Raw genomic sequence first — 9,665 nt, forward strand, 5'->3', positions numbered from 1 at the left:
TTTAGGCCTCAACGCTCCCGCCAGCGGCTTCGATCGCCGCCCGCGCGCCCTTGGTGACGCCCACGCCCTTCACGGCACAGGCCTTCGAGACTTCACCGGAGGCGAAGATCTTGGCGCTCTGCGCATCGCTGCGCACGACGCCCGCAGCCTTCAGGGTGTCCAGGGTCACGTCGCCGTCGACCTTGGCCAGTTCGCTGAGACGCACTTCGGCCGAATACTGTTGCTTGCGCGAGCGGAAGCCCACCTTGGGCAGGCGACGCTGCAGCGGCATCTGGCCGCCTTCGAACCCGACCTTCGTGTAACCACCCGAGCGAGACTTCTGGCCCTTGTGGCCGCGGCCGCCGGTCTTGCCCAGACCGGAGCCAATCCCCCGACCGACGCGCTTCGCCGGCTTGCGGGCACCGTCGGGGCTGGAAATGTTATTCAGTCGCATGATTAGACTTCCTCTACCTTCAGCAGGTACGAGACCTTCTTGACCATGCCCATGTTCTCGGGCGTGGCCTCGATGATCGCGCTGCTGTGGGTCTTGCGCAGCCCGAGTCCACGCACGCACGCCTTGTGCGTGGCGATACGGCCGGCGGTGCTGCGTACCAGTGTCAGTTTCAGCTTGCTCATGGCTTAGCTCTTCACTTCGTCGACGGACTTGCCGCGCTTGGCCGCAACCCGTTCCGGCGAGTTCACCATGGTGAGCCCGTCGATGGTCGCCTGCACGACGTTGATGGGGTTGCGCGAACCGACACACTTTGCCAGCACGTTACGCACGCCCGCTACTTCGAGCACTGCGCGCATCGCGCCCCCGGCGATGATCCCGGTACCCTCAGAAGCCGGCTGCATGTAGACGTTGGCCGCGCCATGATGCCCGTTCACCGCATAGTGCAGCGTGCCTTCGTTCAGCGACACATTGCGCATTTCCATGCGCGCCTGCTGCATTGCCTTCTGAATGGCCGCCGGCACCTCGCGCGCCTTCGCGTATCCGTATCCGACTCGTCCCTCGCCATCACCGACGACGGTCAGTGCGGCAAACCGGAACTGCCGGCCGCCCTTGACCACCTTCGCAACGCGGTTGACGCCAATCAGCTTTTCCTGGAGGCCGTCCTGCGCTTCGCTTACATCGTTACGTGCCATTTCTCTCTCCGCTCAATCGCGTTTGACTAGAACTGCAGGCCGCTTTCACGGGCGGCGTCGGCAAGTGCCTTCACCCGTCCGTGATAACGAAAACCCGCGCGGTCAAACGCGACCTGTTCGATCCCTGCTTTGCGCGCACGCTCCGCGATGGCCTGGCCCACGCGGGCGGCGGCCTCGGCGTTGCCGGTGGAACCCCCGGCATTCTTCAGATCCTTCTCCACGGTCGACGCCGCGGCAAGCACCGCGTCGCCCGAGGGGGCAATGATCTGCGCGTACATGTGGCGCGGCGTCCGGTGGATACAGAGACGATGCACCCCCAGCTCACGGATCTTGAACCGTGCGCGCCGCGCCCTCTTAAGTCTGGCCTCTTTCTTGTCCACTGGTGCCTACCTACTTCTTCTTGGCTTCTTTGCGCACGATGCGCTCGTCTTTGTACTTCACGCCCTTGCCCTTGTAGGGCTCCGGCGGGCGGAAGGCGCGAATATTCGCTGCCACCTGGCCCACCTTCTGGCGATCCGTTCCCTTGACCACGACCTCGGTCGGGGTCGGTGTCTCCACCGTCACGCCTTCCGGAATGTCGAAGTCGATCGGATGCGAATACCCGAGCGTCAGGTTCAGCTTCGCGCCCTGCATTTGGGCGCGATAGCCGACGCCGACCAACTCGAGCGCCCGGACGAACCCTTCGCTGACCCCGTGGACATGATTGCCCAGGAGTGCCCGAATAGTACCCGCCAACGCGACATTCTTCGCGTTCTCCGTGGCCTTCACTCGAACCACCCCGTCCTCGACGGTAACGATCACGGCTTCGGGGCAGGTGAGCTGTAGCTCGCCCTTCGGACCCTTGATCTTGATCTCGCTTTCCGACTGCTCGACGGAGACGCCGTTCGGCAGCTTGATCGGCAGATTTGCAATGCGCGACATGGCTGATTCCTCAGTAAATCTTGCAGAGGACTTCGCCGCCCTGGCCTGCGGCCCGGGCAGCGCGGTCACTCATGACACCCTGTGGCGTGGAGACCACGGCAACCCCGAGACCGGCGTTAATTCGCGGCAGCTCGTCCTTGCCGCGATAAATCCGCAGGCCCGGACGCGAGATGCGCTCGACGGTCTCGATGACCGGCCGTCCCTCGAAGTACTTCAGCTTCACCACCAGTTTCTTCTGGGCAACTTCACCCTCGACCAGGATGTCGCCTACGAAACCCTCATCGGCGAAGACCTTAAGGATACGCTCCTTGGCCTTGCTGAAAGGAATGGCGACCTGCTCCTTGTTCGCACGCTGGGCGTTGCGAACACGGGTGAGCATGTCGGAAATCGGATCGGTCATCATCGGTTCAAATCTCCTTACCAGCTCGCCTTGCGCAGGCCCGGAATCTCGCCCTTCATGGCGTGTTCGCGCAGCTTGTTGCGCCCCAGGCCAAACCGGCGGTAATAGCCTTTCGGCCGACCAGTGACGCCGCACCGGTTCGTCTGCCGAACGCGCGCGGAATCACGCGGCAGCTTTTGCAGCGCATGCATGGCCGCCAGGCGTTCTTCGGACGACTTGGTCTCGTCGACCAGGATCGCCTTCAGTTCGGCCCGCTTGGCCGCGTACTTGTTGACCAGTCGCTCGCGCTTTTTCTCGCGTTCGAGCATCGATGTCTTTGCCATGTGCGCCTACCTCGGTTACTGCCGGAACGGGAATCGGAAGGCCTCCAAAAGGGCCTTGGCTTCCGCGTCCGTTCTTGCACTGGTGGTAATCGTGATGTCCATGCCGCGCAATTTGTCGACACGGTCGTAATCGATCTCCGGGAAGATGATCTGTTCCTTGATGCCCATGCTGTAGTTGCCACGGCCATCGAAGGCTTTCGCGGAAAACCCGCGGAAGTCCCGCACGCGCGGCAGCGCTACGCTGATCAGGCGATCCAGGAACTCGTACATCTGCCGCCGGCGCAAGGTGACCTTGCAGCCGATCGGATAGTCATCGCGGATCTTGAACCCGGCGATCGACTTGCGCGCCTTGGTCACGACCGGCTTCTGCCCGGCAATGGCCGTCATGTCGCTGACCGCGTGCTCGATCACCTTCTTGTCCGCGACGGCATCACCCAGACCCATATTCAGGGTCACCTTGGTGACACGCGGGATTTCCATCACGTTGGCATAGCTGAACTGCTCGCGCAGGGCCTGCTTCACCGTGGATTCGTATTCTTCTCTCAAGCGTTCCATAAAACCGTCCGTCCCGCGTTATGCGTCCACGACTTCGCCGTTCGAGCGGAAGACCCGCACCTTACGGCCGTCTTCCAGGGTCTTGAACGACACGCGATCACCCTTGTCGGTTGCTGGGTTGAAGACCATCACGTTGGACACATCGATCGGCATTTCCTTCTCGATGATCCCACCGCCGACGCCCTGTTGCGGGTTCGGCTTCTGATGCTTCTTCACCATGTTGATGTTCTGAACCAGAACCTTGCCATCGAGGACCTTGATAATGGTGCCCCGGCGACCCTTGTCCTTGCCAGAAATCACGACGACATCGTCGCCTTTGCGAATCTTGTTCATCACGTCCTCACAGCACTTCCGGGGCGAGGGAGATAATCTTCATGTACTTCTCCCCTCGCAGTTCACGCGTCACCGGCCCGAAGATACGGGTGCCGATCGGCTGGTGCTGGTTGTTCAGCAGGACCGCGGCGTTGCGGTCGAAGCGGATCAGCGATCCATCCGCACGGCGCACGCCCGCGGCCGTGCGCACCACGACGGCGTCATAGACATCGCCCTTCTTCACCTTGCCTCGCGGGATCGCATCCTTGACGCTCACCTTGATGACGTCGCCCACCCGGGCGTACCGGCGGTGCGACCCGCCCAGCACCTTGATGCACTGGATGCGTCGGGCACCGCTGTTATCGGCGGCCTCGAGCACGGTCTGCATTTGAATCATGACTTATCTCCTGGCAGCCGATTCAGAGAGCGTCCTGCCCGACCACTTCGATCAGGGCATGATGCTTCTGCTTGGAAATCGGCCGGCATTCACGGATACGAACCCGATCGCCCATGCGCGATACATTTTCTTCGTCATGGACGTGCAGTTTCGTGCTGCGACGAATGAACTTCCCGTACAGCGGATGACGGACGCGACGCTCGACAAGAACCGTGCGGGTCTTGTCCGTCCTGTCGCTAATCACGCGCCCGACGACGGAACGCTGAGTCCTGGAACCTTCTTCGGTCATTGTCTTAACCTGCCCTTCTACGTTCATTCATCAGCGTCTTGATCTGCGCGATCTCGCGCCGCACCTTGCCGACACGATCCGGGCGCGCAAGCTGCCCGACCGACTTCTGCATGCGAAGGCCGAACTGTTCCTTGTAGAGCGCTTCCAGCTCCTGGTCCAGATCGCCGTCCGACTTCTTTCTGAGCTCTTCTGCTTTCATCACATCACCTGCCGACGGGTAAACACCGTCTTGACCGGGAGCTTGGCGGCGGCCAGACGCATTGCCTCACGCGCAACGTCTTCATGCACACCTTCCATCTCGTAGAGCACGCGGCCGGGCTGGATCTTGCAGACCCAGTACTCGACACCGCCCTTGCCCTTGCCCATGCGCACTTCAAGCGGCTTCTTGGTGACCGGGACGTCCGGGAATACCCGGATCCAGATCTTCCCGCCACGCTTGATGTGACGCACCATCGCACGCCGCGCCGCCTCGATCTGGCGCGCGGTAATGCGACCGCGTTCCACGGCCTGAAGGCCGTACTCGCCGAAGCTGACCTTGGCGCCGGTGGAGGCCATGCCCCGGTTCCGGCCCTTGAACTGCTTGCGGAATTTGGTTCTTTTTGGCTGCAACATGGTCTATGTCCTAGCTCGCGTTGGCCGCAGCGCGCGTCCCTTCGACCGGTTCCAGGCCGAAAACTTCGCCCTTGAAGATCCACACCTTGACGCCGATGATCCCGTAGGTCGTACGCGCCTCGGCGAAACCGTAATCGATGTCCGCACGCAGGGTGTGCAGCGGCACGCGGCCTTCGCGGTACCACTCGGAACGCGCGATCTCGGCGCCATTGAGACGACCGGCCACGTGCACCTTGATGCCCTGGGCACCCAGGCGCATCGCATTACCCACGGCGCGCTTCATCGCACGACGGAACATAATCCGGCGTTCAAGCTGCTGGGCGATACCTTCCGCGACCAGCTGGGCTTCGATCTCGGGCTTGCGCACCTCTTCGATATTGATCTTGACGTTGCCCTGCTCCAGGCCCGTCTCGGCTGCCACTTCGCGGCGCAGCTTCTCGATGTCCTCGCCCTTCTTGCCAATCACAATCCCCGGACGTGCCGTGTGAATCGTGATGTGCGCGGCCTTGGCGGGACGCTCGATGGTGATTCGGCTGACCGACGCGTGGGCAAGTTTCTTCTGCAGAAACGTGCGCAGCTTGATGTCGTTGTTCAGCGTTTCACCAAACTCGCGACCGTCTGCGTACCAGGTCGCCGACCACGGGCGAGAAATGCCCAGCCGGATGCCGGTTGGATGTACTTTCTGACCCATGGTTAGTTCGCTCCCTTCTCGCTCACGCCCACTACAATGTGGCTAGTGCGCTTCATGATGCGGTTGCCGCGACCCTTGGCTCGCGCCTGCATGCGCTTGAGAACCGGGCCTTCGTCGATCTGGATGCGCGAGATGCGCAGCTCGTCGATGTCTGCACCGTCATTGTTCTCCGCATTGGCAATCGCGGACTCCAGCACCTTTTTTACAATCGCTGCCGGCTTTTTGGGGCTGAAAGTCAACTCGTTCAGAGCCTCTTCCACCCGCATACCACGAACCTGGTCGGCGACCAGCCGCGTCTTCTGCGGCGAGATGCGCGCGTAGCGCAGTTTTGCAATCGTCTCCATCGTTCGTCCTCAGCGCGACTTCTTGTTGGCGATGTGACCCTTGAAGGTCCGCGTCAACGCAAACTCGCCCAGCTTGTGGCCGACCATGTTTTCGTTGACCAGCACCGGAATATGCTGACGCCCGTTGTGTACCGCGAGGGTGAGACCCACCATCTGCGGGATGATCATCGAGCGGCGCGACCAGGTCTTGATCGGACGCCGATCGTTCTTCTCGAGCGCCTCATCCACCTTCTTGCGAAGGTGATGATCGACGAACGGGCCTTTCTTCAGTGAACGCGGCATGCTGGCACTCCGTTACTTCTTGCGCCGACGCACGATCATGCCGTCGGTACGTTTGTTGTTGCGGGTCTTGTAACCCTTGGTCGGGCGGCCCCACGGGGTCACCGGGTGACGCCCGAAGTTGCGACCTTCACCACCACCATGCGGGTGGTCGACCGGGTTCATCGCGGTGCCACGCACGGTTGGGCGGACACCCATCCAGCGTTTGGCACCGGCCTTCCCGAATTTCTTGAGGCTGTGCTCGCTGTGACCGACTTCGCCGATCGTGGCCCGGCACTCGGACTGGATGCGGCGCATCTCACCGGAGCGCAGGCGAATCGTCGCGTGTGCGCCTTCACGTGCCACGACCTGGGCCGAAGCGCCGGCGGACCGCGCAATCTGCGCTCCCTTCCCCGGCTTCATCTCGATGCAGTGAATCACCGTACCCACCGGAATGGAGCGCAGCGGCATCGCGTTACCCACGCGAATCGGCGCCTGCGAGCCGCTAGTCACGGCATCACCCTGCTTCAGCCCGCGGGGCGCAATAATGTACCGGCGTTCGCCGTCAGAGTACAGTACTAACGCCAAATGAGCGCTGCGGTTCGGATCATACTCCAGCCGCTCGACCTTGCCTGGAACGCCGTCCTTGTTCCGCTTGAAGTCAACGATGCGGTAGCGCTGCTTGTGGCCACCACCGACGTGCCGCGTGGTAATGCGGCCGGCGTTGTTGCGGCCGCCCGAGCGAGTCTGCTTTTCGAGCAGCGCCGCGTGCGGCGCCCCCTTGTGCAGACCCTCGCCGCGGATCTTCACCGCGTGACGGCGCCCGGCAGAGGTCGGATTGGTCTTGATAATCGCCATGACTAGACCTGTTCTCCTTCACCCATGTCGATGCTCTCGCCTTCAGCGAGGGCCACATAGGCCTTTTTCCAGTGGTTGCGACGCCCGAACATGCGACCGAAGCGCTTGTTCTTGCCCTGCTGGTTCAATGTGCGCACGTGCTCCACCCGAACCTCGAACAGCTTCTCGATCGCGGCCTTGATCTCGGCCTTGTCCGCATCCGGCAGCACACGGAACACGTATTGCCCCACTTCGCCGGCGTTGGTCGACTTCTCCGACACCACCGGACCCTGAATAATCTGCATCAGACGCGAATTCATGCCAGCCACTCCTCAAGCTTGCGGATGGCGCCTTCCGTAATCACGACCGTATCGGCCCCGACCAGGTTGGCGGGATTGACACCGCTCACATCGATCACATCCACGTGCGGGACGTTGCTCAACGCACGTTCGGTCATCGCGTCATCCTCGGCCAGCACCACCAGCCCCCGCTCCAGGCCGAGCTCGCCGAGCTTGGCAATGCCGTCACGGGTCTTGCCCGACTCGACGGCGAATGCAGCGACCACTTTCAGGCGATCCTGCCGCAGCAGTTCGGAGAGGATGGACGCCATAGCGGCGCGGTACATCTTCTTGTTCAGCTTCTGCGAGAAATCCTGAGTGCGCGCAGCGAACACCTTGCCGCCACCCGTCCACAGCGGGCTGCGAATCGTACCAGCGCGAGCGCGCCCAGTCCCTTTCTGGCGGAACGGCTTGATGCCGCCGCCACTGACCTGGGCCCGGGTCTTCTGGGCACGGGTCCCGCTGCGGGCGCCGGCCAGCTGAGCCACGACGCTCTGATGCACCAGCGGTTCATTGAAATCCCGCTCAAAGCAGGTGGCGGACAGCTCCACGCTGGCCCCGGTATCGGCAGTCGTAACTTGCATTGTTTTAACCCTTCGCCTTCACGGCCGGACGAATCATCACGTCGGTACTCGGCGCGCCCGGCACGGCACCCTGAACCAGGACCAGGCTGCGATCAGCGTCGACGCGCACCACCTTGAGGTTCTGGATGGTTTTGCGCTCGGCGCCCATGTGCCCGGCCATCTTCTTGCCCTTGAACACACGGCCCGGGCTCTGGTTCTGACCGATGGAACCCGGAGCGCGATGCGCCAGCGAGTTGCCATGGGTCGCATCCTGGGTGCGGAAGTTGTGACGCTTCACGGCACCCTGGAAACCCTTGCCCTTGCTCTGAGCGGTCACATCCACGATCTGCCCCTCCTCGAACCGGTCGACGGTGATTGCATCACCGGCAGCCAGGCCTTCGAGGTCGGTCTCGTCGACGCGAAACTCCCACAGACCGCGCCCGGGCTCCACCGACGCCGCGGCGTAGTGCCCAGCCTCCGGCTTGCTTACCCGGGACGGCTTGCGCGAGCCCGCCGTCACCTGGACCGCGTTGTAGCCGTCGCCTTCGGTGCGCTTGATCTGGACCACGCGATTGTTGTCCACCTGTAGCACCGTAACCGGCACAGAGACGCCATCGTCCGTAAAGACGCGCGACATGCCGAGCTTGCGACCGATGAGTCCAAGAGCCATTACAAAACCCCTTCCGTATCAGACGGCGCTAACAAGCGCCCTAAAGCCGTGGCCCGGCGAAAATTCCGCCGGGCCACGGAAAGCCCAATAGTATGGCAGAAAATTTAACGTTAGTTAAGCCTGATCTGAACATTTACGCCTGCAGCCAGATCCAGCTTCATCAGGGCATCCACGGTCTTGTCGGTCGGATCGAGGATATCCATCAGTCGCTTGTGCGTGCGCAGCTCGTACTGGTCCCGCGCGTCCTTGTTGACGTGCGGCGAAACCAGGACGGTATACGCCTCGCTCTTGGTCGGCAGGGGGATCGGGCCCTTGACTCGGGCGCCGGTCCGCTTCGCAGTCTCGACGATCTCGGCCGCGGAACGGTCGATCAGTCGATGATCAAAGGCCTTCAGACGAATTCGAATGCGCTGGTTAGCCATCTGGTTCACTCAATAATCTTGGAGACGACGCCGGCGCCCACAGTGCGGCCGCCTTCGCGGATCGCAAAGCGCAGACCGTCTTCCATCGCGATCGGATTGATCAGGGACACCGTCATCTTCACGTTGTCGCCCGGCATCACCATCTCGGTGCCTTCCGGCAGCTCCACCGAACCCGTCACGTCCGTCGTGCGGAAGTAAAACTGCGGACGATACCCGTTGAAAAACGGCGTGTGACGACCGCCCTCTTCCTTGCCCAGGATGTACACCTCGGCCTCGAAGTGGGTGTGCGGGGTGATCGAACCCGGCTTGCACAGCACCTGACCTCGCTGGACGTCGTCACGCTTGGTGCCGCGCAGCAGAATGCCGACGTTGTCGCCCGCTTCGCCCTGATCCAGCAGCTTGCGGAACATCTCGACACCGGTGACGGTGGTCTTCTGCGTGTCGCGAATGCCGACGATCTCGATCTCTTCGCCCACCTTCACCACGCCGCGCTCGATACGACCGGTCACCACGGTGCCGCGACCGGAGATCGAGAACACGTCTTCCACCGGCATCAGGTACGCGCCGTCCACGGCACGCTCCGGCTCCGGAATCCAGGTGTCCATCGC

22 protein-coding genes are annotated in these 9,665 nt (G+C 62.3%); all 22 read right to left on the reverse strand.

What is annotated here, in order from left to right:
• Nucleotide 1: 1 nt before the first annotated feature.
• Nucleotides 2–433, reverse strand: coding sequence for a 50S ribosomal protein L15 (gene rplO, locus D579_RS0111275; protein WP_018146442.1), 432 nt, complete (start codon nucleotides 431–433; stop codon nucleotides 2–4).
• A gap of 2 nt (nucleotides 434–435) precedes the next feature.
• Complete coding sequence (gene rpmD, locus D579_RS0111280) at nucleotides 436–615, reverse strand: 50S ribosomal protein L30 (protein WP_018168205.1); 180 nt, start codon at nucleotides 613–615, stop codon at nucleotides 436–438.
• 3 nt (nucleotides 616–618) lie between these two features.
• A complete protein-coding gene (gene rpsE, locus D579_RS0111285; RefSeq protein WP_018146444.1) occupies nucleotides 619–1,125 on the reverse strand; it encodes a 30S ribosomal protein S5 in 507 nt (168 codons plus the stop codon).
• A gap of 26 nt (nucleotides 1,126–1,151) precedes the next feature.
• Nucleotides 1,152–1,505 (reverse strand): 50S ribosomal protein L18, encoded by a 354-nt coding sequence (rplR, locus tag D579_RS0111290; RefSeq protein ID WP_018168206.1) that lies wholly within the window; start codon nucleotides 1,503–1,505, stop codon nucleotides 1,152–1,154.
• A 10-nt stretch (nucleotides 1,506–1,515) separates the two neighbouring features.
• Nucleotides 1,516–2,046: a 50S ribosomal protein L6 gene (gene rplF, locus D579_RS0111295; protein WP_018168207.1), complete on the reverse strand. Its 531-nt coding sequence runs from the start codon at nucleotides 2,044–2,046 to the stop codon at nucleotides 1,516–1,518.
• A gap of 10 nt (nucleotides 2,047–2,056) precedes the next feature.
• Nucleotides 2,057–2,449: a 30S ribosomal protein S8 gene (gene rpsH, locus D579_RS0111300; RefSeq protein WP_018952084.1), complete on the reverse strand. Its 393-nt coding sequence runs from the start codon at nucleotides 2,447–2,449 to the stop codon at nucleotides 2,057–2,059.
• 14 nt (nucleotides 2,450–2,463) lie between these two features.
• Nucleotides 2,464–2,769, reverse strand: a complete 306-nt coding sequence (gene rpsN, locus D579_RS0111305) for a 30S ribosomal protein S14 (RefSeq protein WP_019563614.1) — start codon at nucleotides 2,767–2,769, stop codon at nucleotides 2,464–2,466.
• A 15-nt stretch (nucleotides 2,770–2,784) separates the two neighbouring features.
• Nucleotides 2,785–3,324, reverse strand: a complete 540-nt coding sequence (gene rplE / locus D579_RS0111310) for a 50S ribosomal protein L5 (RefSeq protein WP_018146449.1) — start codon at nucleotides 3,322–3,324, stop codon at nucleotides 2,785–2,787.
• Between the two features lie 18 nt (nucleotides 3,325–3,342).
• A complete protein-coding gene (gene rplX / locus D579_RS0111315; RefSeq protein ID WP_018146450.1) occupies nucleotides 3,343–3,657 on the reverse strand; it encodes a 50S ribosomal protein L24 in 315 nt (104 codons plus the stop codon).
• A 7-nt stretch (nucleotides 3,658–3,664) separates the two neighbouring features.
• Nucleotides 3,665–4,033 (reverse strand): 50S ribosomal protein L14, encoded by a 369-nt coding sequence (rplN, locus tag D579_RS0111320; RefSeq protein ID WP_018146451.1) that lies wholly within the window; start codon nucleotides 4,031–4,033, stop codon nucleotides 3,665–3,667.
• A 22-nt stretch (nucleotides 4,034–4,055) separates the two neighbouring features.
• Nucleotides 4,056–4,322, reverse strand: coding sequence for a 30S ribosomal protein S17 (gene rpsQ, locus D579_RS0111325; protein ID WP_018952085.1), 267 nt, complete (start codon nucleotides 4,320–4,322; stop codon nucleotides 4,056–4,058).
• Between the two features lie 4 nt (nucleotides 4,323–4,326).
• Nucleotides 4,327–4,521, reverse strand: coding sequence for a 50S ribosomal protein L29 (gene rpmC / locus D579_RS0111330; RefSeq protein WP_018168209.1), 195 nt, complete (start codon nucleotides 4,519–4,521; stop codon nucleotides 4,327–4,329).
• Nucleotides 4,521–4,934, reverse strand: a complete 414-nt coding sequence (rplP, locus tag D579_RS0111335; protein ID WP_017941078.1) for a 50S ribosomal protein L16 — start codon at nucleotides 4,932–4,934, stop codon at nucleotides 4,521–4,523. Before rplP ends, rpmC begins: the two co-directional genes overlap by 1 nt.
• Before the next feature lie 10 nt (nucleotides 4,935–4,944).
• Complete coding sequence (gene rpsC, locus D579_RS0111340; protein ID WP_018146454.1) at nucleotides 4,945–5,625, reverse strand: 30S ribosomal protein S3; 681 nt, start codon at nucleotides 5,623–5,625, stop codon at nucleotides 4,945–4,947.
• 2 nt (nucleotides 5,626–5,627) lie between these two features.
• Nucleotides 5,628–5,969 (reverse strand): 50S ribosomal protein L22, encoded by a 342-nt coding sequence (gene rplV, locus D579_RS0111345; RefSeq protein ID WP_018146455.1) that lies wholly within the window; start codon nucleotides 5,967–5,969, stop codon nucleotides 5,628–5,630.
• 9 nt (nucleotides 5,970–5,978) lie between these two features.
• Nucleotides 5,979–6,251: a 30S ribosomal protein S19 gene (gene rpsS / locus D579_RS0111350; protein ID WP_018146456.1), complete on the reverse strand. Its 273-nt coding sequence runs from the start codon at nucleotides 6,249–6,251 to the stop codon at nucleotides 5,979–5,981.
• A gap of 12 nt (nucleotides 6,252–6,263) precedes the next feature.
• Nucleotides 6,264–7,085 (reverse strand): 50S ribosomal protein L2, encoded by an 822-nt coding sequence (gene rplB, locus D579_RS0111355; RefSeq protein ID WP_018168210.1) that lies wholly within the window; start codon nucleotides 7,083–7,085, stop codon nucleotides 6,264–6,266.
• Between the two features lie 2 nt (nucleotides 7,086–7,087).
• Nucleotides 7,088–7,384, reverse strand: a complete 297-nt coding sequence (gene rplW / locus D579_RS0111360; protein ID WP_018146458.1) for a 50S ribosomal protein L23 — start codon at nucleotides 7,382–7,384, stop codon at nucleotides 7,088–7,090.
• Entirely contained in the window at nucleotides 7,381–7,986 is a 606-nt protein-coding gene (gene rplD, locus D579_RS0111365; RefSeq protein WP_018168211.1) for a 50S ribosomal protein L4, read from the reverse strand. The genes rplW and rplD overlap by 4 nt, the downstream gene beginning before the upstream one ends.
• Nucleotides 7,987–7,990: 4 nt before the next feature.
• Nucleotides 7,991–8,635, reverse strand: coding sequence for a 50S ribosomal protein L3 (gene rplC / locus D579_RS0111370; RefSeq protein ID WP_018146460.1), 645 nt, complete (start codon nucleotides 8,633–8,635; stop codon nucleotides 7,991–7,993).
• Between the two features lie 110 nt (nucleotides 8,636–8,745).
• Nucleotides 8,746–9,057 (reverse strand): 30S ribosomal protein S10, encoded by a 312-nt coding sequence (gene rpsJ, locus D579_RS0111375; RefSeq protein WP_017941070.1) that lies wholly within the window; start codon nucleotides 9,055–9,057, stop codon nucleotides 8,746–8,748.
• A gap of 5 nt (nucleotides 9,058–9,062) precedes the next feature.
• The coding region (locus D579_RS0111380; protein WP_026289516.1) for an EF-Tu/IF-2/RF-3 family GTPase at nucleotides 9,063–9,665 on the reverse strand (603 nt) is incomplete at its 5' end.

Origin of the sequence: Thioalkalivibrio sp. AKL12, assembly GCF_000377925.1 — a bacterium.
Taxonomy (GTDB): Bacteria; Pseudomonadota; Gammaproteobacteria; order Ectothiorhodospirales; family Ectothiorhodospiraceae; genus Thioalkalivibrio; species Thioalkalivibrio versutus.

Excerpts from the sequence above, each read along its gene's own strand:
- rpmD (WP_018168205.1), bottom strand. The coding sequence starts at position 615 with ATGAGCAAGCTGAAACTGACACTGGTACGCAGCACCGCCGGCCGTATC.
- rplP (WP_017941078.1), bottom strand. The coding sequence starts at position 4,934 with ATGTTGCAGCCAAAAAGAACCAAATTCCGCAAGCAGTTCAAGGGCCGG.
- rplW (WP_018146458.1), bottom strand. The coding sequence starts at position 7,384 with ATGAATTCGCGTCTGATGCAGATTATTCAGGGTCCGGTGGTGTCGGAG.
- rpsH (WP_018952084.1), bottom strand. The coding sequence starts at position 2,449 with ATGATGACCGATCCGATTTCCGACATGCTCACCCGTGTTCGCAACGCC.
- rpsJ (WP_017941070.1), bottom strand. The coding sequence starts at position 9,057 with ATGGCTAACCAGCGCATTCGAATTCGTCTGAAGGCCTTTGATCATCGA.
- rplD (WP_018168211.1), bottom strand. The coding sequence starts at position 7,986 with ATGCAAGTTACGACTGCCGATACCGGGGCCAGCGTGGAGCTGTCCGCC.
- rplN (WP_018146451.1), bottom strand. The coding sequence starts at position 4,033 with ATGATTCAAATGCAGACCGTGCTCGAGGCCGCCGATAACAGCGGTGCC.
- rplE (WP_018146449.1), bottom strand. The coding sequence starts at position 3,324 with ATGGAACGCTTGAGAGAAGAATACGAATCCACGGTGAAGCAGGCCCTG.
- rplC (WP_018146460.1), bottom strand. The coding sequence starts at position 8,635 with ATGGCTCTTGGACTCATCGGTCGCAAGCTCGGCATGTCGCGCGTCTTT.
- rpsN (WP_019563614.1), bottom strand. The coding sequence starts at position 2,769 with ATGGCAAAGACATCGATGCTCGAACGCGAGAAAAAGCGCGAGCGACTG.
- rpsS (WP_018146456.1), bottom strand. The coding sequence starts at position 6,251 with ATGCCGCGTTCACTGAAGAAAGGCCCGTTCGTCGATCATCACCTTCGC.
- rplO (WP_018146442.1), bottom strand. The coding sequence starts at position 433 with ATGCGACTGAATAACATTTCCAGCCCCGACGGTGCCCGCAAGCCGGCG.
- rplB (WP_018168210.1), bottom strand. The coding sequence starts at position 7,085 with ATGGCGATTATCAAGACCAATCCGACCTCTGCCGGGCGCCGTCACGCG.
- rplF (WP_018168207.1), bottom strand. The coding sequence starts at position 2,046 with ATGTCGCGCATTGCAAATCTGCCGATCAAGCTGCCGAACGGCGTCTCC.
- rpsQ (WP_018952085.1), bottom strand. The coding sequence starts at position 4,322 with ATGACCGAAGAAGGTTCCAGGACTCAGCGTTCCGTCGTCGGGCGCGTG.
- rplV (WP_018146455.1), bottom strand. The coding sequence starts at position 5,969 with ATGGAGACGATTGCAAAACTGCGCTACGCGCGCATCTCGCCGCAGAAG.
- rplX (WP_018146450.1), bottom strand. The coding sequence starts at position 3,657 with ATGAACAAGATTCGCAAAGGCGACGATGTCGTCGTGATTTCTGGCAAG.
- rpsC (WP_018146454.1), bottom strand. The coding sequence starts at position 5,625 with ATGGGTCAGAAAGTACATCCAACCGGCATCCGGCTGGGCATTTCTCGC.
- rpsE (WP_018146444.1), bottom strand. The coding sequence starts at position 1,125 with ATGGCACGTAACGATGTAAGCGAAGCGCAGGACGGCCTCCAGGAAAAG.
- rpmC (WP_018168209.1), bottom strand. The coding sequence starts at position 4,521 with ATGAAAGCAGAAGAGCTCAGAAAGAAGTCGGACGGCGATCTGGACCAG.